Here is a 20,211-nt window from a genome sequence, read left to right as displayed (position 1 = left end):
CATCGACATCTTCACATTCGAAAGCTCAACGCCAGATCCGTCGCCCTTGACACGGATCTTTACGTTGTAATCGACGACACGTTTTACTGCGACAACTGCCTTCATGAGGCTAACCTTTCCTTGCAGCGAACCGGATCGCCGTAACGATATATCGGAGCCGATTCGCACTAACTATTGGACGGACGATCAGAGGCGCGCGCGCTTGGCTTCCGGATCATATGGTGATTCCTCGATCACACGGGCCTTGCGCATCTCACCCAGAACCGGGATTTCCAGTTCCGTGCCCGGCACGCCTAACTCGACCGGCAGCAGCGCCAGCGCGATATCGTGCCCGAACGTGTAGGAATAGCTGCCCGAAGTGACGCGACCCACCAGCTTGCCATCATGGTAGACACCCTCGCAGGTCAGCGTGCTGGCGCCATCGGTTTCAACCGCAAGCGTGACAGAGCGGCGCTTGATGCCGCGTTCCTTTTCCTCAACCAGCGCCTGCTTGCCGATGAAATCGCCCTTGTCGAGACGGATGAAGCGTTCGAGGCCGCTTTCCCAGGCGCTCAGCTCGGTGTTCATGTCGCGGTACATGGCGCGATAGGACTTGTCGAGGCGCAGCGATTCCAGCGCATGCAGGCCGATGAGACGCAGGCCGTGCTCCTTGCCGGATGCGAGCAGGGCTTCCAGCAGATGCCGCTGATAGGCCAGCGGATGATAAAGCTCCCAGCCCAGTTCGCCTTCATAATTGACGCGCAGCAGGCGCACATCGCTGGCAAGGCCGACCGTTCCAGACTTGATGCCGAACCACGGGAACGCCTCGTTCGACAGATCGATTTCGGTAAGCGACTGCAACACGTCACGCGCCTTCGGCCCGACGATGGTGAAGCAACCCCGATCATTGGTCACATTGCGCAGGGTAACGCTGCCGTCCTTCGGCAGCAGCTTCGACAGATCGTCGAAATTCCAGCGTTCGGCGCGCGGGGTGGAGATCATATAGAAAGTGCCGTCATCGAGACGCGACACCACATATTCCGCCTGCACGCCGCCCTTCTTGGTCAGGTGATGTGCAAGGTTGACGCGGCCGATTTTCGGCAGGCGATTGGCGAGAATGCCGTCGAGCCACGCTTCGGCACCGGGACCGCTGACCTCGAATTTGGTCATCGGCGTCATTTCGACGAGGCCGACCGCATTGCGGATCGCTTCGACTTCCTCGCCGACATATTTGCCCTTTTCCGTCCAGCGCCAGCTGTACTGATCCTTGGCCTCGACGCCCTTAGGCGCGAACCAGTTCGGCATTTCCCAACCATTGAGGCAACCCCAGACAGCACCCAATTCCGTCAGGCGGTCATAGGATGGCGCGGTTTTCTGCGGGCGGGCAGCAGGCATGTCCTGTCCCGGATAATGCTGCTCGGCATGGGTGCCCCAGGATTCGCGCACCTTCTCGCGGGTCCAGTTCTTGTTGGCGTAATCGCCAAAACGACGCGGATCGAGTTCGGATGTGTCGATACTGTTGCCGCCCTCCACAATACGCTCCGAGAGGTAATAGCCGATAGCGCCGCCCCACAGGATGCCGCCCGGAACGCCTTCGGCCAGCCAGACATTGTCCAGCCCCCAGGCCGGACCGACCAGCGGCAGTTCATCCGCCGTCATCTGGAACGGCCCGCGCACATTGGCCTTGATGCCGACGCGACCGAGTGCGGGAACCATCTCGATGGCCTGTTCCCAGTTCCACGAAACGGAATCGAAATCCTCTTCCAGAAGATCGGCGCCGAACCATTCCGGCACGCCGTTTTCAGCAAAGAGCTTCAGATGTTCCGTCTTCTCATAAGGGCCGAACATCAGCCCATCGCCTTCCTCGCGCAGATAGCCCTCAAAGCCCTCATCGCGCAGGATTGGCATTTCCGGCAGGCCCTGACGCTTGCGCTCGATCACTTCCGGCACTGCATCGGTGATCCAGTATTGATGGATAATCGGGATCGCCGGAATGTCGAGGCCGAGCATCGCCCCGGTCTGGCGGGCATAATTACCCGTGGCCGAGATGATATGCTCGCAGATGATGTCGCCCTGATTGGTCTTCACCTTCCACTCGCCGCTTGGCAGACGCTCGAAACCGTTGACCTGCGTGTTAAGATGAATCTTCGCGCCTCTGTCGCGTGCGCCCTTGGCCAGCGCCATGGTGACATCGGCAGGCGCGATATGACCGTCATCCGGGTGATAAAGCGCGCCCAGCATGTCATGATTGTTCTCAAGCAGCGGCCACAATTCACGGGCGCGTGCCGGGGAAACCAGCTCGGCGCGCAGGCCCTGCACTTCGGCGACGCTCATATAGCTCTTGTACTCGTCCAGCCGGTCGCGCGTATTGGCGATGCGCAGCTGGCCGCATTTGTGCCAGCCGACATGCTGGCCGGTCTCGGCTTCCAGACCTTCATAAATCTCGATGGATTTGTTGATCATGCGGCCGATATTGATGCTGCGCGCATAGGACGGGATCAGGCCTGCCGCGTGCCATGTGGAACCGGCGGTGAGCTGCGTGCGTTCCAGAAGAACGACATCCGACCAGCCCCGCTTGGCCAGACCGTAAAGAATGGAGGCACCGACGCAACCTCCCCCGATGACAACCGCGCGCGCATGAGTCTGCATTCTAAGTTCCCTTCCAATATATGATTTGGAGATTGCCGAAGCGTCGCTCCCAGCGACAATACGGGCTCCTTTGTGCGTTACATTACAGAGGGTTCTGCGCCCTGTGAGCTTGATAAAAAATCCGCGAAGATATAACTTCAGATTATGCATAGACTCCGTTCGCTCATCCCCTCGGCCAATTACCTCTTCGTGTTTGAGGCGGCGGCCCGACGGCTGAGCTTTACCGCGGCAGCGGAAGAGCTGAATGTCAGCCAGCCAGCGGTGAGCAAGACGATCAAGCTTCTGGAAGAAGCCACCGGATTGAAGCTTTTCCGACGCGAGCGCAGCCGTCTGGAACTGACGGCGGAAGGCCAGCGGCTTTATCGCGAAACGCAGGAAGCATTCGACCATCTGCACATGGTCATCTCGTCCATGCGCAAGAAACACTCGCGCGATATCATCCGCGTGTCGTTCTCGGCATCCTTCGTGCAGCTGTGGCTTTTGCCACGCCTGAAAGGGTTCAAGGAAAAGCATCCGGATGTGGCGCTGCGCATCGAAGAAAGCAGCCGCGACGATCAGGATCTGCTCGAAGAAGATATCGACGTTTCGGCGCGTCTGGGGAGAGGCAAATGGCCGGGCATCCTCGCCTGGCCCTTCGTGACGGAGGAAGTCTGGCCGGTTTGCAGCCCCTCATATCTCAAGGAGCGCGGACAGATCGAGGAAGCGAGCGATCTTCTGAACCACACGCTGCTGCATTTTGAGGAGCGCCACCGTTCGCGGCTTGGCTGGCGCGAATGGCTGGAACGTTCCGGCGTGCAGAACCCGCGCATTGAACAGGATTTCGTCTTCACCGACGCGCTCAGCTCCATCGAGGCTGCGGTGCAGGGGCAAGGCGTGGCGCTTGGCTGGAAACACCTCGTCCATGATCATATCGTGGCCGGACGGCTTGTGCCCGCCACGCATATTTTTCATCGGTCCGGCGATACGATCCATCTGGTCATGCCCGCTCAACGCCCGCCAAAGCGGGGGGCTGAACTGTTCCGCGACTGGCTTCTCGAACAGGGCGCAGACGCGGAACTGGATATATAGGCCCTCGGCCTATTGCGCGAAAACCACCGTCTTATGCCCATTGAGCATGACGCGGTTTTCCAGATGCATCTTCACCGCCCGCGCAAGAACCCGGCTTTCGATATCGCGCCCGGTGGCGACAAAATCTTCCGCGCTCATGGAATGCGTGACGCGCTCGGTTTCCTGCTCGATGATCGGGCCTTCGTCGAGGTCCGGCGTCACATAATGCGCCGTTGCACCGATCAGCTTCACGCCGCGCTCGAACGCCTGATGATAGGGCTTTGCACCCTTGAAGGATGGCAGGAACGAATGGTGGATGTTGATAATCTTGCCGAACAGGCGGTTGGACAGATTATCCGATAGCACCTGCATATAGCGTGCGAGGACCACCAGATCGGCCTGCGTCTCGCGCACCAGATCAATCAGGCGGGCCTCCTGCTCGGCCTTGTTTTCCTTGTTCACGCCCCAGGCATGATAGGGAACGCCCGCACTTTCCGCCGTCTCGCGGCTGTCTTCATGATTGGAGACGATGGCGACAACCTCGGCATTCAGCCAGCCAACACGGATCTGATAGAGAAGATGCAGCATGGCGTGATCGAATTTGGACACCATGAGCACGATCTTCGGCTTGCGGCTGGCATCGGCCACCGCGAATTTCATGCCGAACCGCTCGCCTGCCGGTTTCAGTGCGTGCTCGACCGCCTCACGCGACATGCCAAGCGGCGCGCTGAAAGCAATGCGCATGAAAAAGCGGTTGGTCAGCCTGTCGCGAAACTGATTGCTTTCCACGATATTGCCACCGATGGCCGCCAGTTCCGTGGTGATGGCCGCCACGATGCCGGGCTTGTCATCGCAATCGAGCGTGAGGACAAAAATGGTTGGTTCGACGGCGGCGACGGAGCGTACCTTCGCGGGCATGTCGTTCATGGTGGTTCCTTAAGGCTGATCATTCGTTCTTGGGAGGCTTGCCGAAAGCGTATTCACCGACCTTCGGCACGAAATGCGGGTGCTGATAACCGGCAGGCTTGTCACCGATCGAAACGCCGGTGTTGAGAATGCCCGCCTGATAATCCGGCGCGAAAAGCGAATAGGGATAAGTGGGCTGAAGGGCGCTTGCGGCCTCCAGTCTGGCACGCAACTCATCCGGAATTGTAAATCCGAGCGCGCCCAGATTATCGTCTAACTGCGCAAGCTTGCTTGCACCGATAATGGCCGCCGCAATGCCGGGCTGTGTCACCACCCAGTTGAGGGCGACCTGCGCCATCGGCTTGCCCACAGCATCTGCAACCTCGGCCAACGCCGTGACGATGCGGCTGTTGCGTTCGGTGAACAGCCCCAGCCCTTCGGCATTGTCGCGGTTCAGGCGGCCTTCGCCGCCCGCGCGATATTTGCCCGACAGAAGCCCCATGGCCAGCGGGCTCCATGCCGTGATGCCAAGGCCAAGATTTTGACCGAGCGGCACGAATTCCTGCTCGATGCTGCGCTCGACCAGCGAATAGGGCAGTTGAAGGCTGATCGGCTGCGAAAGCGCATGCGCTTCCGCCCAGGTTTGCGCCCGCGCCGCATACCAGGCAGGCACGTCGGAAAGGCCGCAATAGCGGATTTTACCCGCACGGATCAAATCATCGAAGCCGCGCATGACCTCTTCCACAGGGGTCATTCCGTCCCAGGTATGCACCATATAGAGGTCGATATAATCGGTCTTCAGCCGTTTCAGCGACTGGTCGACCGCCCGCATCATATTCTTGCGGCCATTGCCGCCGGCATTGGGATTGCCCGGATGCAGATTGTTCGAATATTTGGTTGCAATCACCACACGATCGCGCGCGCCCGCTTCCTCGACAAACTTGCCGACCAATGTCTCGCTGAGACCCGCGCCATAGGAATCCGCCGTGTCGATGAAATTACCGCCCGCTTCCAGATAGCGGTCGAAAATGGCCCGCGCATTGCCCTCGTCGGTGCCCCACGACCCGCCGATCCCTCTGATCCCGGCATTGCCGAATGTCATCGTGCCGAGCGCCAGACGGCTGACACGAAGACCGGAACGACCGAGAAGGAAATAATGATCGAGCGCCATGGCGGCACCTCCGCAATATGCCAAAATGCAGGTTGTTGCGGATGCGGCGGTCAGCCACCGCATCCTGTCGTGATGATGAGATTACTCGATGAGCTTCGGCGCACCAGTGTCACCGGCGCTTTCATCGAGACCGTAGGACTTCAGGATTTTGGCAATCGTGCCGTCCTTGTGCATTTCCTCGATATTGGCGTCGAGTGCAGCACCGAAGTCCGTCGCGCTCTTGGCATAAGGCAGGCTTGCCTGCGCTGCTTCCTTGGTGGCGCGGATGCGCGGATCGGGCTGCGCAACCTCGACCTTGATATCCTTGAGCGTACCATTCTTGGCCGCATAAGCGCCGGTTGAATAGCCATCGATGCCGATGTCGATGCGCCCGGATGCAAGATCCTGATGCATGTTCACGGAGTTCGGATACAGGCGCAGTTTCGCACCCAGCAGCTTCTTGGCATCGGTGACCCAGAGATAGCCCTGAACGGTGCCGACATTCTTGCCGACCAGTTCCTCGACAGTCTTGGCGCCATCCTTGGAATAAAGCCCCATCTGGTCCTTATAGAGCGGATAGGAAAGGTTCATCACCTTGGCGCGCTCGGCGGTGCGATACCAGTCGCCGGTGGTGATATCGGCCTGCCCCGCCAGCACATACTGGATGGCCGCAGCCGGATCGACGGCGACCGGCTTGACGGTCAGGCATTCACGCTTGGCGAATTCGGTTGCGATATCGCCATCCAGACCCTTCAGCTTGCCGCTTTCATCCATGAAGGAATGCGGTGCATAGGTGGTGACGGCAATCGTCAGCGTGCCCGGCGTGATGGTCTTGAACTCATGCTTCGGCTTGCAATCCTCTGCGAACGCTGCCGAAGACAGGCCCATAAGCAATGCGGCGCCGAGAACACCTTTACGTATCATCCCATTTTTCATCTGCTACTCCCCTTTATTGTTGTGGGCATTTATTGTTGCGTTGGGTTTTATCGGGTGGCGTAAGCGGATGAGCGCTTCTCCACATAGGAAACGATCCATGCCGCCGGAATGCAGATCGTGGCATAGAGCAATCCGGCCAGCAGCAAGGCAGGCATATAGCGGAATGTGTTGGACCCGATTTCGTAGGCATTGCTGACGAGTTCCGGCAGGGCGATCGTGAAGCAGAGCGACGTACCCTGAAAAATCAGGATCGCGAAGCCCAGTAGCGCTGGAAGCGCCACGCGCAGAGCCTGCGGCAGCAGGACGAAGCGCAGTTCGTCAAGCGCATTGAAGCCCATCGCCTGCGCCGCCTCGCGCTGGCCGTGATGGATCGATTGCAAGCTCGCGCGGATGATCTCGCTCGTGTAAGCCCCCGTATTCCAGGCCAGTGCCACCACGGCAGCCGAAAACGAGGTCATCGTCAGACCGGTCGCAGGCAGGCCGAAATACATGAACTGCAACAGCACCAGCGCCGGAGCCCCGCGCCCGATTTCAACCAGAAACAGGCTCAGATAGCGATTGAAGCGCGATTTTGCACCGACGCCCAGCGCCAGCAACAGCCCGAGCGGAATGCCGATGGCGAGGCTCAGCGCCGCCACCTGCAAGCTGACTTGCAACCCGCCGAGCAGCGCGGGCATCCATTCGTAGAATTCTTCAGAGGTCGGGAACATCAGCGCGCCACCTTTGCTCTCAGATAGCTGTCGGCAGAGCGCGACAGCCACGCGACGGGGAGGCTCAGGAAGATGTAGAAGAGGCCGACCAGCGCGAAGACCTCGATGCCCTTGAAGGTAAGCTGCGACACCTGATTGCCCCTGAAGGCGAGATCCGCGACACCGATGGTCGAGGCAACGGCGGTTTCCTTCATCAGCCCGATCAGATAGCTCGCCGCCGATGGCAGCGCGACGCGAAAGGCTTGCGGCGCGACCACATCGACCAGCGTGTGGCGCGTGCCGAAATTCAGCGCCGTCGCGGCTTCCCACTGGCCATGGTGAAGGGAGGCCAGCGCGCCGCGATAGATTTCAGCCATATTGGCCGATGCGATCAGCCCCAGACCGATCAGCGCAGCAATGAAAGGATTGATCGGCATAATGCCCATGCCAATGCCGAAGAAGATGATGAACAGCCAGAGGATCGGCGGCAGGGCGCGCACGATCTGGATCAGCACAGCAGCGATCCACCGTACCGGCGCGAGACGCGCCTGACGTGCGGCGAGAAGCGGGACGCCAAGAATGCAGCCAATTGCGAAGGAACCCAGCGTCAGCGCTATGGTCCATGGCAGGCCGCTCAGGATGAGGAGAACATTGTCCGCTGTCATCGGTCATGCACCGCACGAAGAAACCGCTTCGTGCGTTCCTCTTGCGGATTGCGCATGACATCCTTCGATGCGCCCTTCTCGATGATGCGCCCATCGGCCATGATCATGACCGTATCGGAGACATTTTCCGCGAAGCCCATTTCATGGGTGACCACGAGCATGGTCATGCCGCTTTCGGCAAGCTCGCGCATGACGGCAAGCACTTCGAGCCCCAGTTCAGGATCAAGCGCCGAGGTCGGCTCGTCGAACAGCATCACCTGCGGATTGAGCGCCAGCGAGCGCGCGATGGCGATGCGCTGCTGCTGACCGCCGGAGCAGCGGCCTGGATATTGTGTCGCCTTGTCAGCAAGACCGACGCGTTCGAGGAGCTGGATCGCACGCTCCTCCGCTTCCGCCCGGCTGCGGCCCAGAACACGTTCCTGCGGCAGGCTGACATTGCGCAAAACGCTCATATGCGGGAACAGATTGAACGACTGGAACACCATGCCAACCGTATTGCGCAATTCCTTCAGCTGCGCAGTACGCGGCGCCTGAGTGGCGTCGAGCTTCACCTTGCCGACCGTCAGGAGACCGCCATCCGGCCTTTCCAGATAATTGATGCAGCGCAGAAGCGTGCTCTTGCCCGAGCCGCTGGGACCGATGATTGCCAGCACTTCGCCTTGCGCAACTTCCAGATCGATATTCTCAAGGACGAGATGCGCCCCGAAATGCTTGCTCAACCCCTCAAGGCGTATGAGTTTCGATACGGAGGCAGGCGCATTTTCCACGCCAGCAGACCCTGACACCAAAGTCGGTCGCATTGCGTTCAATAACCGCACTCCCCTTTTTTATCATTCATCGCGACAGTCCCATCTTTACGCGGATGCGGGCCGGAAATGCCTGCAAGACACGCTGGATCTATGCTCGTTCTGGCGGAACCTTGATTATTTATTATGCCGCCGACGTTCCCTTTATCTTCATCACGATAGTGACCGCTGGAAAGATTACAAAGGCAAAAAATGTCTACGACTTCATAACTCTTAGTTATGAGGTCATGCCTCTGACTACAGATCCTTGCCCAGCCGCAACCCGTCATAAATGGCCGCATGGGTGTTACGGGCCGCAACGGCATCGCCAATCCGGTAAAGCTCGAAAGCGCCTTGCTCATTTCTGACAACGGCCTGCCTGCGCCCCTCGATCAGGGCGTCATAATCCACCGCGCCGAGGTTGCGGGACTGGGGCTTCAGCTCGAAATACAGCGCATCCATCGGCCTTGTACCGTCATTGATGACGATCTGGTCAAACTCGCGCTCGCTGACGGGCACGCCATAATCGCTGCCAATCCGCGCAATTAGCCGGTTGCCGTCGCGGTGAATGCCTTCCAGACGATAGCCGACAGTGAAGGTGACGTCCTTCTTTTGCAGGCTGCGCATATAGGGCACGAGATTCATCCCCATAACTTCCGGTGCGAATGTGCGGTCGGCGGTCATGATCTCGACCTTGCCGCCCGCATTGGCGATAAATTCCGCCGCCTGTAGCCCGGCATGATCCCCAGCCTCGTCAAAGACCAGCGCATTGGTTCCCGGGCGCACATCGCCGGAAATGATATCCCAGGCGGAAACGGCAAGCTCGTTGCCCGCACCAAGCAGGCTCATTTCCGGCATGCCGCCGGTCGCGATGATCGCCACATCCGGCGCTTCCGCCGTTACCGTGTCGGCCTCGGCCCAGGCATTGAAGCGAAAATCGACGCCAAGTTTTTCGCACTGCGCCATGCGCCAGTCGATGACACCCATCATCTCGCGACGGCGCGGGCTTTGCGCTGTCAGCCGCACCTGACCGCCCGGCTGGCTCGCCGCCTCGAAGACCACAACCTTATGGCCGCGCTCGGCGCTGACGCGCGCGACTTCCAGCCCGGCAGGACCAGCACCGACCACCACGATGCGACGGCTTTGTTCAGCCTTGGTGACCACATGCGGCATGGAAATCTCGCGACCCGTGGCGGGATTATGGATGCAATAGGCTGCACCGCCCTGATAAATCCGGTCGAGGCAGTAATTCGCGCCGACACAGGGGCGGATTTCCTCTTCCCGCCTTTCAAGGATTTTGCGCACGATATGCGGATCAGTCATATGGGCCCGCGTCATACCGACCATGTCGAGCTTGCCGGATGCGATGGCATGACGCGCTGTTGCCACATCCTGAATCTTGGAGGCATGGAACGTCGCCATTCCGGTGCTGGACCGGATTTCGCCCGCGAAATCCAGATGCGGCGCACTCGGCATGCCCTGAATGGGAATGACGTCGGTCAGACCGGCATCGGTTTCAATATGGCCGCGAATGACATTGAGAAAATCGACCAGACCGCTGTCCTTCAGCCTGCGGGAAATCTCCAGCCCATCCGCGCGCGTCAGGCCGCCTTCCAACGTCTCATCGGCGACATAACGGATGCCGACCAGAAAATCCGGGCCGACCCGCTCGCGAATGGCGCTCAAAACCTGAAAGGAAAACCGCAGCCGGTTGTCGAGCGAACCGCCGTAATCTCCATCAAGCTCATTGGTCAGCGGCGACCAGAACTGGTCGAGCAGGTGGCCATAGGCCTCCAGTTCCAGACCGTCGAGACCGGCAGCTTTCATTCGCTCCGCCGCATCGGCATAATCGCGGATGATACGCTCGATATCCCACTCCTCGGCCCGCTTGGGGTAAGCGCGATGGGCCGGTTCGTGCTTTGCCGTTGACGAGACGGAGGGCAGCCAGTCGCCCTTGTCCCAACGGGTGCGGCGACCGAGATGGGTAAGCTGGATCATCACCGCCGCGCCGTGCTCATGGCATTCGTCGGCCAACATTCGCAACCAGGGCACAACCTCGTCCTTGTATGCCAGCACATTGTTGAAAGCAGGTGGACTGTCCTTCGACACCGAGGCGGAGCCCGCGGTCATCGTCAGTGCGATACCGGCCTTGGCCCGCTCGACGTGATAGGCGCGATAGCGCTCCTTCGGCATGCCGTCATCGGCATAGGCTGGCTCATGCGAGGTGAGCATGATGCGGTTACGAAGCGTCAGATGCTTGATGGTAAGCGGCTGCAACAGCGGATCGGCTGACATTTCGATCGTTCCCATTTGTTGTTTTCGGCAAGGCTAGCTAGAAATGTACATGACTGTCAATTTAATAATCATAAGTGCCATCTTGCCGTACAAAGCTGTTTAGTCTTCTTGCCAAATGCCGACTGTCTGGTAGAACTGACACCATGGAACAACCGGTGACAAACGAAACAGGATGGCGCGGATCGCCCGACCTTTGGCTTGAAGCGGCTTATGATGCGCTGATCGAAAGCGGCGTGGAGGCCGTGCGCATTTTGCCGCTGGCCAAGCGGCTCGATCTGTCACGCACCAGTTTCTACTGGTTCTTCAAGGACCGCGAAGAGCTGCTCGATGCGCTGGTCAGCCGCTGGCGCGACAAGAACACCGGCGCGCTTCTCAAGCAGACGGAAGCCTATGCAGAGACGCTTGAGGAAGCGGTTCTCAATGTTTTCGACTGCTGGCTCGACCGGGATATCTTTGATCCAGCTTTCGAATTTGCAGTGCGCAGCTGGGCGCTGCAATCGGTGCAGGTGGAAGAGGAAGTGCGCGCCGCCGATGCGAGCCGTCTGACCGGTCTGGCACATCTGTTCGAGCGGTTTGGTTTTGAGCCGGTGGTTGCCGATGTTCGCGCCCGCACGCTTTATCTGGTGCAGATCGGCTATATCTCGATGCGCACGCAGGAAGACACCGCGTTGAGACTGGCGCGCATTCCGCATTATGTGGCGGCCTTCACCGGCAAAGCCCCGTTGCAAAAAGAGATGGATCGCTTTCTCGCGCGCCACGTCGCGCCCCGGTAAGGTCTCCTGATCCGGCTAACTTCGATGGGCCATTTCAGGCTTTTACCCGGCGAATAATTCTGGCAATTCCGGTCGGCCACAGGCCCGATTTTCTGTCAACTTCCTGTCATACACACGTCATGCAATCCGAATAGAAGCGGCGAAACCGTTCAGATTGCAGGCAGATGTTAAACAGCCATCCAGTATCCGCAGATATCGCCGTTCAGACAGCTGGCCTCAGCCTCGCCTATGGTCCGGCGACCATTCTGAACGACATCAGCCTCTCGCTTCCCAAGGGCCAGACCCTTGCGTTGCTCGGGCCGTCCGGTTGCGGAAAGACGACGCTTCTGCGTCTCGTTGCAGGTCTGCTCGAACCGACCAAGGGCTCTGTCACCATCAATGGCGTCACCGTTGCGGATGCCGACAGCCGCAGCTTCATTCCGCCGGAAAAGCGCCATCTCGGCATGGTGTTTCAGGATTATGCGCTCTGGCCTCATATGACGGTCTTCGGTAATGTCTCCTTTCCGCTTGAAATGCGCGGCATTAATCGCGCCGACCGTGAAAAACGCGTCGCCGCCGCGCTGGATCGTGTGGGCCTTTCGGGCTTTGGCAATCGCTCCATCAGTGACATGTCCGGCGGGCAGCAGCAGCGTGTAGCGATTGCCCGCGCCATCGTCGCGGAGCCGGGACTGGTTCTGTTCGACGAACCTCTGTCCAATCTCGACCGCGAATTGCGCGAAAACATGGTCACGGAAATTGGCCAGCTGGTTTCCAATCTCGGCCTGACGGCCATCTATGTCACTCACGACCAGAGCGAGGCTTTTTCGCTGGCCGATCAGGTTGCCGTCATGCGCGGCGGTGTGATCGAGCAGTTGGCTGCGCCCGAGCAGCTGGTTGCCCAGCCGAAGACGCCTGAGGTCGCAGACTTTCTGCGTTTGGGATGTGTCGTGCCGGTCGAACATCATAACGACGCCTATCGCATCACCCGCACCGATATCCGCATCGCGCACAATACGGGAGCGGATGCAGCCCAGAATGCGGCCACACATGTGCTTTTGCCATCGCGGTCGGTGCGCAGCGTGCCGCTCAATGACCAGGCGATCCCCGCCACCGTCTTGCGCAGCCAGTTTCGCGGCGACGGACATCTGACGACGGTTCGGATCGGCGTGGAAGATGCCGGACATGAACTGACCTATCTCGACGGTATTCGCCTGTCGCCGGGTGTTCCCGTCGGCATCGCCATTGATCCGGGCCAGCTGCGCTGGTTCTCGAAGTAAGACCACTACAGGCAACATCTCAGGAGCTACAGATGAAGAAATCGATCCTCGGTGCCAAAGTCGCGGCAGGCTTTGCGCTCATGACCGCACTCTTCGCGAGCACGGCGGCTTATGCCGATATCACCGTTTATTCCGCCGGTCCCGGCAGCCTGATTGAAAAGCTCGCCACGGGCTTTACCGCCAAGACCGGTGCGAAGGTCAATGTCTTCCAGGCAACGACCGGCAAGATCATGGCCCGCATCGAGGCCGAAGCCGCCAATCCGGTGGTGGACGTGCTGATCTCCGCTTCCTGGGACACGGCGACGGATTTCGCCAAGCGCGACTGGCTGGTGGCCTATACCAGCCCCAATGCCGAAAAAGTGCCGGATTTCCTCAAGAACGAAACCGCCGTCGCACAGGGCGTTTCGGCGCTTGGTATCGCATGGAACCCGGCCAGCAAGACCCCGAAGCCGACCGAATGGGCCGATCTTGCCAAGCCTGAATATAAGGATCTGGTGAACCTGCCCGATCCGGCACAGTCGGGCGCAAGCTTTGAGCTGGTCGCCGCGCTTCAGTCAACGCAGGGCTGGGATCTGTTCAAGAACCTGCGCGCCAATGGTGCAACCGTTGCTGGCGCCAATGCCGAAGCGCTGAACCCGGTGCTTCAGGGCGCCAAGGCTGCCGTATTCGGCGCGGTCGATTACATCTCGCTTGCGGGCAAGGCCAAGGGTGAATCGATCGATGTGATCTTCCCGGCTTCCGGCACGGTTGTTGCGCCGCGCCCGGCCATGATCCTGAAATGGTCGAAGAACCAGGACGAAGCCAAGCAGTTCATCGATTACATGCTGTCCGACGAAGGCCAGAAACTGGTTGCTGCAACCTATCTGATGCCATCGCGCACCGACATCCCTGCCAATCGTCCGCTGATCAATGACCTCAAGGTCCTGACCATCGACGCCAAGGAAGTCTATGGCAAGCGCACTGAAACGCTGAAGGAATTCGGCGCGATTTTCGCAGCCGGCAATTAAGAAGCATCGTCATGAAGACAAATAGCAGCGCTGGCGCAAACCCGCTCGGACTTGTCGCCACCGCCGGACTGGCGCTGGTCGTGGCCGTTCCTTTTGTCTTCATCGTGCTTCAGGCTGTCTTTCCAAAACTGGGACAGGGCTCGCTGGCCGAGCCCTTCCTGCATCTTCCGGCCTTGTTCGGTGATCCGAAGCTTTTGCGCATGAGCGCCAATACGGTGCTGCTCGGCCTTTGCGTGGTCGTGCTGTCAGCATTGATCGCCGTGCCGCTCGCAGTGTTTCGTGCGCTTTACAAGGTTCCCTTTGCGGTCGTCTGGGACGTGCTGATGCTCGTTCCCTTCATGATCCCACCCTATATCGCGACGCTTGGCTGGATCATGACCTTGCAGCCGCGCGGCTATCTCGAACAGCTGACCGGATTTCATCTCGCACCATTTCTGTTCTCGCTCGCAGGCATGACCTTCGTGATGGCGCTCAACACCTTCCCGCTGGTCTATTTCGCCGTATCGCGCACCATCGAAGCGGTCGGGGCACGCTATTCCGATGTGGGCCGCGTCTTCGGCGCATCGCCATGGCGGTCCTTCTTCCGCATCACCCTGCCACTCGCCACGCCGGGACTGGCGGCAAGCCTGCTTCTCGTTTTCGCCGCAGCAATCGAGGAATATGGCACGCCCGCAGCGCTTGGACGCCGCTCGGGCTTTGAAGTGCTGGTGACGGAAATCGATCTGCGCATTTCCGACTGGCCGATTGATCTGGCCGGGGCTTCGGTCTTTTCGCTGACACTAGTCTGCCTATCGCTGGCGGCCTTTCTGATCCAGCGCTGGATTTTGACCCGCCGTTCCTATGTGACGACGGGCGGCAAGCCGCAATCGAAGGACAAGCGCGCGCTTGGCGCAATGACCGCGCCAGTGGTAGCACTGTTTGCGCTGGTCGCTTTTGCGGCCACCGGTGTTCCGCTGCTGGCGATCCTCGCAACGGCGCTGTCCAAAACCGTATCCGGCGGACTGACGCCCACAAATCTCGGCTTCGACAATTTCGCAGCCATAGCCGAAAACAGTGCTGGCGGCATGCGCGCCTTGTTCAACAGTCTGTCGCTTGGTCTTGGCAGCGCGCTTTTGACCGGGTTCCTCGGTGCTGTCGCCGCCTATACTGTGGTGAAGATGCGGTTTCGTGGCCGCTTCTGGCTCGATGTGCTGACGGTTTTGCCCAACGCCCTGCCCGGCGTTGTCGTGGCGGTCGGCCTCATTCTGGCGTGGAACCAGCCGTCTCTGCCGATCTCGCCCTATAATACGCCGCTCATCCTGCTGCTCGCCTATTGCTGCATTCTGCTGCCGCAGCCGATCCGCTATGCAACCGCTGCCTTTCACCAGATCGGCGATAATCTGGAAGCCGCCGCCCGTGTTTGCGGCGCAAACAGCTTCACGGCTTTCCGCCGCATCATGCTGCCGCTGATCGCGCCAAGCCTGATCACCGCCATGCTGCTGGTATTTGCCGTTGCAACCCGTGAACTGGTCGCCTCGGTTCTGGTCGCGCCTGTCGGCATGCAGACCATATCCATCTTCATCTGGCGTCAGTTCGAACAGGGTTCGGTTGGGCTGGGCATGGCAATGGCCTTCATCGCCATCGTGATTACGACATTTGTGCCGCTGGTGCTGCTGGGTGTGCTCAAACGCTTTGAGCGCACGGGCGCTTAGACCTTGGAAGCCACTTCGCCAAGACCGCCGCGAACGCGCTTTATGACTGTCACCGCCAGAAGCAGGCACAGCAGCGGCTGAACCCAGAAGGCCCAGCCGGGCAATCCGCCGTCAATGGCGATCCATGCGCCAAGAACGCCGAAGACCACCGCACGGTCACTCTTGCCCATCGGCCCGTCATAGCGTCTGCTCGCGCCCAGTGAAGCGCCTGTGACGCCGACGAATTCTGTCAGAACTGCTAGCATGACGATAGCGAACATCCATGCGCCGGAGAAAGGCGCAATAATGGCGAATGGCGCATAGAGTGCCGCATCGGAAACGACATCGCCAACCTCGTTCAGATAAGCGCCGAGTGTACTCTTCTGGTTGTGCTCCCGCGCCAGCATTCCGTCCACCGCATTGAGCGCCATGCGCAGGAAAAGCCAGACCGGCACCAGCGCGAACCAGACCACGCTGCCGCCCCAGAAAAGCAGTGCGCCAAGTATGACCGACCCCAACGCCGCGCCTATCGTGACTTGATTGGCCGTTACTCCGGCACGAGCAAGTCGCACCACAACAGGCCTCAGTAAATTCTGGAATTGTGACTTAAGCTGATAGACGGACATCGAGAATCTCTTGGGAAATGGACAATATCGGACAAACAGCTATTTGCGGTTCGCATTTGCTCGTTTATTCAAACATTCTACTGCACTCAATACTAATTGGGGTTAATTAAGTGCGGGCAGCTTAGAGCGCATCCCGAAAAGTGTGAAACGGTTTTCGGAAAAGATGCGCGTTAAAATAAGGAACTAGAGCGCCGATCTGATCTAATCAGATCAAAAAAGTGCTCTAGGCAATTGGGGAGGAACCGGATGAGCCAGCACGCTGAAATGCCGACGCACAAGACGGCACATCGCGAAGCGACAGAAACCCAGTTTACAACCCATGACGGTACATCGCTGTTTTATCGCGTCTGGCCAGCCGCCTCGGCCAGCCCGAAAGGCGTGATCGTCCTGCTGCATCGCGGCCACGAACATAGCGGGCGCGTCGCGCATCTGGTCGATGAACTCGGCCTCGATGATTTCGCCTTCTATGCATGGGATGCGCGCGGCCACGGACGTTCGCCCGGCGAACGCGGCTTCTCGCCGTCATTCGGCGCTTCAATCCGCGATCTCGAGAGCTTTGTCGCGCATATACGCGAAGAAACCGGCGCTGCCATTGAAGATGTCGCGATTGTCGCGCAGAGCGTGGGCGCGGTGCTTGCCGCCGCATGGGTGCATGACTATGCGCCGAATATCCGCGCGCTGGTGCTGGCCTCGCCCGCCTTCGATATCAAGCTTTATGTGCCGTTCGCCAAGGAAGGCATTGCGCTCTGGCAGAAGCTGAGGGGCACGTTCTACGTCAACTCCTACGTCAAGCCGCAGTTTTTGACCCATGATCCCGAGCGGATCGAATCCTATCGCACCGACCCGCTGATCACCCGCCCCATCGCCTCGCATATTCTGCTGCAACTTTATGAAGCGGCAAAGCGCGTGGTGGACGACGCACGCGCCATCACCGTGCCGACGCAGCTTCTGATTTCCGGCAGCGATTTCGTGGTGCGCCCCACGCCCCAGCATCGCTTTTTTGAAAATCTCGGCAGCCGCATCAAGGAGCGGCATGTGCTGAAAGGCTTCTATCACGATACGCTGGGCGAGAAACATCGCAAGCAGGCCATCGACAAGATCAGGACCTTCATCGAACAGCGCTTTGCCGAAGAGCCGCAGCGCGCCGACCAGACCGAAGCGCATATTGCTGGCTATACGCGCGATGAAGCCGACCGGCTTTCCAGCCCGTTGCCGCTGCTGTCGCCGCGCGGGCTTTACTGGGCTTCCACCCGCTCCTCCATCGCCTTTGGCGCGCTTTTCTCCGAAGGGCTGAAAGTGGGGCAACGCACCGGTTTCGATTCCGGTTCCACACTCGATTATGTCTATGAAAACGAGACACGCGGGTTCGGCCCCGGCGGCAAACTGATCGACAGGCAGTTCCTCGACGCCATTGGCTGGCGCGGCATCCGCCAGCGCAAGGTGCATCTGGAAGAGCTGATCGGCAAGGCGCTGACCCGCCTGAAAAGCGAAGGCCGCCCCACCAATATCCTGGATATTGCCTGTGGCCATGGCCGCTATGTCATCGATGCGGTGGCACGTGCGGGCATCATGCCCGACAGCATTCATCTGCGCGATTATTCGCCGATCAATGTGGTTGCCGGACGCAAGCTGATTGCAGATCGCGGGCTGGAAGCCATTGCCCATATGGAAGAAGGCGACGCCTTCGATGCGGAAAGCCTCGCCACCGTCGACCCCCGGCCAAATCTGGCAATCGTGTCGGGCCTCTATGAGCTTTTTGCCGACAATGCGCTGATTAATCGTTCGCTATCGGGACTGGCGTGTGCGCAAAAGCCCGGCTCGCTGCTGATTTACACCAACCAGCCATGGCATCCGCAGCTTGAAATGATCGCCCGCGCCCTGACGTCGCATCGCGGCGGCGAGGCATGGATCATGCGCCGCCGCACGCAGGGCGAAATGGATCAGCTGGTGGAAAAGGCCGGTTATCGCAAGCTGGAACAGCGCATCGACCAATGGGGCATTTTCTCTGTTTCAATTGCCGAGCGCATTGGAGAGCCGGACGCGTGACAGCAGCATTGGGGGGAATCGACGGTTCATCGCGGCGGCCGGTCATCCGGCGCGCCGTTCTATGGCTGTTGTTTCTCGGTCCCTTTTTCTACCTGACCTATGGCACAGCCAACTGGCTCGCTTCGCTGCGTGGCGACGTTCCCAATCTGGTGCTTGGCTGGGAAAGCCGCGTGCCGTTCATCGCCTGGAGCATCGTGCCCTACTGGTCGGTCAACCTGTTCTACGCCATTGCGCTTTTCGTCAATGAAAGCCCGGATCAGGTGGACCGTCTGGCAAAACGCTATCTGACAGCGCAGATCATTGCCGTCATCTGCTTCGTCGCCTTTCCGCTGACCGCGACTTTTGTGAAGCCTGAGACGTCAGGGCTGCCGGGCTTCATGTTTGATGTGCTGGGCGGTTTCGACAAGCCGTTCAATCAGGCGCCTTCGCTGCATATTGCACTGTTGATTGTCATCTGGGACCAGATGCGCCGCGTCATGAGCAGCGGTGTCCGTATCGTCTGGCATATCTGGTGCGTGCTGATCGGCCTGTCAGTGCTGACAACCTATCAGCACCATGCGATCGATATTCCGGCGGGGGCACTGCTTGGTTTTTTCGTGCTCTGGCTGTTTCCGCGTACCGGCCCATCGCCGCTCGCCGGGTTTCATCCGACTGACAATGCAAAAGCGCGGCGTCTCGGCAGTTATTATCTGGCGGGCGCGCTTTTGTTACTCGCGCTTGGCATTCATGGCCTGAGCCTGACCGGCTATGCGATTTTCTGGTTCTGGCCAGCCCTTGCTCTCGCCATCGTCGCGGCAGGCTATTTTGGGGCAGGTCCGAACGTTTTCCAGAAGCGGACAGACGGCACTGTCAGCCTCGCAAGCCGCTGGCTGCTCGCGCCCTACCGGCTGTTTGCACGCCTCAATATCGGTTTCTGGACGCGGAAACTGCCGCCCAATGTTGCTTTGACCGACACTGTATTCCTCGGTCGCTTCCCCTCGAAAAGCGAAGCCCGCGCCTTCACGACCGTCATCGATCTCACCGCCGAAATGGTCGCGCCGTCCGGTGTGGAAAACTGGAAGAGCTTCTGCTCCATGGACCTGCTGCCGCCGTCGCCGGAAAAGCTTCGGCTCGCCGCCGATGCTGTCGAAGCCGCCCGTCATACAGGCCCGGTCCTGATTTGCTGCGCGCTTGGTTTCCAGCGAAGCGCAACCGTCGCCGTCGACTGGCTGGTGCAAGCCGGGCATGCGACGAGCGCCCGTGAGGCCGAAAACCTCATCCGCGCCAAGGGCTGGCCGCTCCGCCCGCACACTCATGAGGTGCGGGAATGATCTCTCCAGCCGCACATAGTGCCAAAGCCTTGCGCAGCCACGCCTTTATCGGGCTTGGCGTCGCGATTGTTCTGATCGGTATCGCGCCGTTCCTGCGCGCGCAGCACGACCTTGCCTTCTGGCTGATCTGGCCTGTGCTACTGGCAAGCACCCTGATTGCGCTGGGCCTTGCCGCGCATCTTCTGTTCGACGCCGCCTTGTTTCGGATGATCGCCGCTGGTGAGGATGAAAAGGCGGCCCTTGCGGAGGTCGATTCCATTCTGGAACGAATGGGCCTGCGCGCAAAACAACCGACCCTGCGCCCGCTGTCGAACCGCATTGCGGGATCGCGCCGCATTGCCCGGCGTCTCAATCTTTTTCTCGGACTGGCTATCGTCCTGTTCAGCCTGCTGGCGCTTTTGCCGCCGGGCGCGGAGTTCTGA

Annotated in this window: 17 protein-coding genes and 1 pseudogene; 8 read left to right on the top strand and 10 right to left on the bottom strand. The window is 59.6% G+C overall.

The annotated features are described in order from the left end of the window. Nucleotides 1–105, bottom strand: a pseudogene (locus tag FHW03_RS15270) (electron transfer flavoprotein subunit beta/FixA family protein); the annotation flags it as partial. 81 nt (nucleotides 106–186) lie between these two features. Continuing rightward, nucleotides 187–2,628, bottom strand: coding sequence for an FAD-dependent oxidoreductase (locus FHW03_RS15265; RefSeq protein ID WP_182521389.1), 2,442 nt, complete (start codon nucleotides 2,626–2,628; stop codon nucleotides 187–189). 144 nt (nucleotides 2,629–2,772) lie between these two features. Between FHW03_RS15265 and FHW03_RS15260 the strand changes: the two genes are divergently transcribed. Further along, entirely contained in the window at nucleotides 2,773–3,696 is a 924-nt protein-coding gene (locus tag FHW03_RS15260; protein ID WP_182521388.1) for a LysR substrate-binding domain-containing protein, read from the top strand. Between the two features lie 9 nt (nucleotides 3,697–3,705). Here FHW03_RS15260 and purU read toward each other — a convergent pair whose 3' ends face one another. The 7 genes from purU to FHW03_RS15225 all read right to left on the bottom strand — a co-directional run bounded on the left by purU (nucleotide 3,706) and on the right by FHW03_RS15225 (nucleotide 11,101). Beyond that, the gene (purU, locus tag FHW03_RS15255; protein ID WP_182521387.1) at nucleotides 3,706–4,602 is read right to left on the bottom strand and encodes a formyltetrahydrofolate deformylase; all 897 of its coding nucleotides are present in this window, start codon (nucleotides 4,600–4,602) and stop codon (nucleotides 3,706–3,708) included. 19 nt (nucleotides 4,603–4,621) lie between these two features. Continuing rightward, complete coding sequence (locus FHW03_RS15250) at nucleotides 4,622–5,752, bottom strand: aldo/keto reductase (protein ID WP_182521386.1); 1,131 nt, start codon at nucleotides 5,750–5,752, stop codon at nucleotides 4,622–4,624. Between the two features lie 81 nt (nucleotides 5,753–5,833). Continuing rightward, a complete protein-coding gene (locus tag FHW03_RS15245; protein ID WP_377514930.1) occupies nucleotides 5,834–6,655 on the bottom strand; it encodes a transporter substrate-binding domain-containing protein in 822 nt (273 codons plus the stop codon). A 59-nt stretch (nucleotides 6,656–6,714) separates the two neighbouring features. After that, nucleotides 6,715–7,377 (bottom strand): amino acid ABC transporter permease, encoded by a 663-nt coding sequence (locus FHW03_RS15240; RefSeq protein WP_182521384.1) that lies wholly within the window; start codon nucleotides 7,375–7,377, stop codon nucleotides 6,715–6,717. After that, nucleotides 7,377–8,021 carry an amino acid ABC transporter permease gene (locus FHW03_RS15235; RefSeq protein ID WP_182521383.1) on the bottom strand — a complete coding sequence of 215 codons (645 nt, stop codon included), beginning with the start codon at nucleotides 8,019–8,021 and terminating at the stop codon, nucleotides 7,377–7,379. Before FHW03_RS15235 ends, FHW03_RS15240 begins: the two co-directional genes overlap by 1 nt. Further along, nucleotides 8,018–8,821: an amino acid ABC transporter ATP-binding protein gene (locus tag FHW03_RS15230; RefSeq protein WP_377514927.1), complete on the bottom strand. Its 804-nt coding sequence runs from the start codon at nucleotides 8,819–8,821 to the stop codon at nucleotides 8,018–8,020. Before FHW03_RS15230 ends, FHW03_RS15235 begins: the two co-directional genes overlap by 4 nt. A 243-nt stretch (nucleotides 8,822–9,064) precedes the next feature. After that, nucleotides 9,065–11,101: an NADH:flavin oxidoreductase gene (locus FHW03_RS15225; protein ID WP_182521408.1), complete on the bottom strand. Its 2,037-nt coding sequence runs from the start codon at nucleotides 11,099–11,101 to the stop codon at nucleotides 9,065–9,067. A gap of 143 nt (nucleotides 11,102–11,244) precedes the next feature. On the opposite strand from FHW03_RS15225, the gene FHW03_RS15220 reads away from it, so the two are divergent. The 4 genes from FHW03_RS15220 (at nucleotide 11,245) to FHW03_RS15205 (ending at nucleotide 15,828) form a co-directional block, all read left to right on the top strand. Next, nucleotides 11,245–11,874 (top strand): TetR/AcrR family transcriptional regulator, encoded by a 630-nt coding sequence (locus FHW03_RS15220; protein WP_182521382.1) that lies wholly within the window; start codon nucleotides 11,245–11,247, stop codon nucleotides 11,872–11,874. A gap of 164 nt (nucleotides 11,875–12,038) precedes the next feature. Then, complete coding sequence (locus FHW03_RS15215; protein ID WP_182521381.1) at nucleotides 12,039–13,130, top strand: ABC transporter ATP-binding protein; 1,092 nt, start codon at nucleotides 12,039–12,041, stop codon at nucleotides 13,128–13,130. A gap of 32 nt (nucleotides 13,131–13,162) precedes the next feature. After that, complete coding sequence (locus FHW03_RS15210) at nucleotides 13,163–14,137, top strand: ABC transporter substrate-binding protein (RefSeq protein ID WP_182521380.1); 975 nt, start codon at nucleotides 13,163–13,165, stop codon at nucleotides 14,135–14,137. An 11-nt stretch (nucleotides 14,138–14,148) separates the two neighbouring features. Continuing rightward, a complete protein-coding gene (locus FHW03_RS15205) occupies nucleotides 14,149–15,828 on the top strand; it encodes an iron ABC transporter permease (RefSeq protein ID WP_182521379.1) in 1,680 nt (559 codons plus the stop codon). Here the strand turns inward: FHW03_RS15205 and FHW03_RS15200 are convergent. After that, nucleotides 15,825–16,433 (bottom strand): CDP-alcohol phosphatidyltransferase family protein, encoded by a 609-nt coding sequence (locus FHW03_RS15200; protein ID WP_182521378.1) that lies wholly within the window; start codon nucleotides 16,431–16,433, stop codon nucleotides 15,825–15,827. The genes FHW03_RS15205 and FHW03_RS15200 overlap by 4 nt on opposite strands. A 264-nt stretch (nucleotides 16,434–16,697) precedes the next feature. Between FHW03_RS15200 and FHW03_RS15195 the strand changes: the two genes are divergently transcribed. The 3 genes from FHW03_RS15195 to FHW03_RS15185 are packed head-to-tail and all read left to right on the top strand — an operon-like array spanning nucleotide 16,698 to nucleotide 20,211. Beyond that, nucleotides 16,698–18,479: a bifunctional alpha/beta hydrolase/class I SAM-dependent methyltransferase gene (locus tag FHW03_RS15195; protein WP_377514938.1), complete on the top strand. Its 1,782-nt coding sequence runs from the start codon at nucleotides 16,698–16,700 to the stop codon at nucleotides 18,477–18,479. After that, nucleotides 18,476–19,789 carry a phosphatase PAP2/dual specificity phosphatase family protein gene (locus FHW03_RS15190; RefSeq protein WP_377514923.1) on the top strand — a complete coding sequence of 438 codons (1,314 nt, stop codon included), beginning with the start codon at nucleotides 18,476–18,478 and terminating at the stop codon, nucleotides 19,787–19,789. Before FHW03_RS15195 ends, FHW03_RS15190 begins: the two co-directional genes overlap by 4 nt. Beyond that, nucleotides 19,786–20,211 (top strand): hypothetical protein, encoded by a 426-nt coding sequence (locus tag FHW03_RS15185; protein ID WP_182521375.1) that lies wholly within the window; start codon nucleotides 19,786–19,788, stop codon nucleotides 20,209–20,211. Before FHW03_RS15190 ends, FHW03_RS15185 begins: the two co-directional genes overlap by 4 nt.

The sequence above is a fragment of the Ochrobactrum sp. RH2CCR150 genome (assembly GCA_014138095.1).
GTDB classification, from domain to species: Bacteria; Pseudomonadota; Alphaproteobacteria; order Rhizobiales; family Rhizobiaceae; genus Brucella; species Brucella gambitense.
Note: the sequence above shows the minus strand (reverse complement) of the source record. Positions and strands in the feature narration are given on the sequence as shown.

Excerpts from the sequence above, each read along its gene's own strand:
- FHW03_RS15265 (WP_182521389.1), bottom strand. The coding sequence starts at position 2,628 with ATGCAGACTCATGCGCGCGCGGTTGTCATCGGGGGAGGTTGCGTCGGT.
- FHW03_RS15260 (WP_182521388.1), top strand. The coding sequence starts at position 2,773 with ATGCATAGACTCCGTTCGCTCATCCCCTCGGCCAATTACCTCTTCGTG.
- purU (WP_182521387.1), bottom strand. The coding sequence starts at position 4,602 with ATGAACGACATGCCCGCGAAGGTACGCTCCGTCGCCGCCGTCGAACCA.
- FHW03_RS15250 (WP_182521386.1), bottom strand. The coding sequence starts at position 5,752 with ATGGCGCTCGATCATTATTTCCTTCTCGGTCGTTCCGGTCTTCGTGTC.
- FHW03_RS15245 (WP_377514930.1), bottom strand. The coding sequence starts at position 6,655 with ATGATACGTAAAGGTGTTCTCGGCGCCGCATTGCTTATGGGCCTGTCT.
- FHW03_RS15240 (WP_182521384.1), bottom strand. The coding sequence starts at position 7,377 with ATGTTCCCGACCTCTGAAGAATTCTACGAATGGATGCCCGCGCTGCTC.
- FHW03_RS15235 (WP_182521383.1), bottom strand. The coding sequence starts at position 8,021 with ATGACAGCGGACAATGTTCTCCTCATCCTGAGCGGCCTGCCATGGACC.
- FHW03_RS15230 (WP_377514927.1), bottom strand. The coding sequence starts at position 8,821 with ATGCGACCGACTTTGGTGTCAGGGTCTGCTGGCGTGGAAAATGCGCCT.
- FHW03_RS15225 (WP_182521408.1), bottom strand. The coding sequence starts at position 11,101 with ATGTCAGCCGATCCGCTGTTGCAGCCGCTTACCATCAAGCATCTGACG.
- FHW03_RS15220 (WP_182521382.1), top strand. The coding sequence starts at position 11,245 with ATGGAACAACCGGTGACAAACGAAACAGGATGGCGCGGATCGCCCGAC.
- FHW03_RS15215 (WP_182521381.1), top strand. The coding sequence starts at position 12,039 with ATGTTAAACAGCCATCCAGTATCCGCAGATATCGCCGTTCAGACAGCT.
- FHW03_RS15210 (WP_182521380.1), top strand. The coding sequence starts at position 13,163 with ATGAAGAAATCGATCCTCGGTGCCAAAGTCGCGGCAGGCTTTGCGCTC.
- FHW03_RS15205 (WP_182521379.1), top strand. The coding sequence starts at position 14,149 with ATGAAGACAAATAGCAGCGCTGGCGCAAACCCGCTCGGACTTGTCGCC.
- FHW03_RS15200 (WP_182521378.1), bottom strand. The coding sequence starts at position 16,433 with ATGTCCGTCTATCAGCTTAAGTCACAATTCCAGAATTTACTGAGGCCT.
- FHW03_RS15195 (WP_377514938.1), top strand. The coding sequence starts at position 16,698 with ATGCCGACGCACAAGACGGCACATCGCGAAGCGACAGAAACCCAGTTT.
- FHW03_RS15185 (WP_182521375.1), top strand. The coding sequence starts at position 19,786 with ATGATCTCTCCAGCCGCACATAGTGCCAAAGCCTTGCGCAGCCACGCC.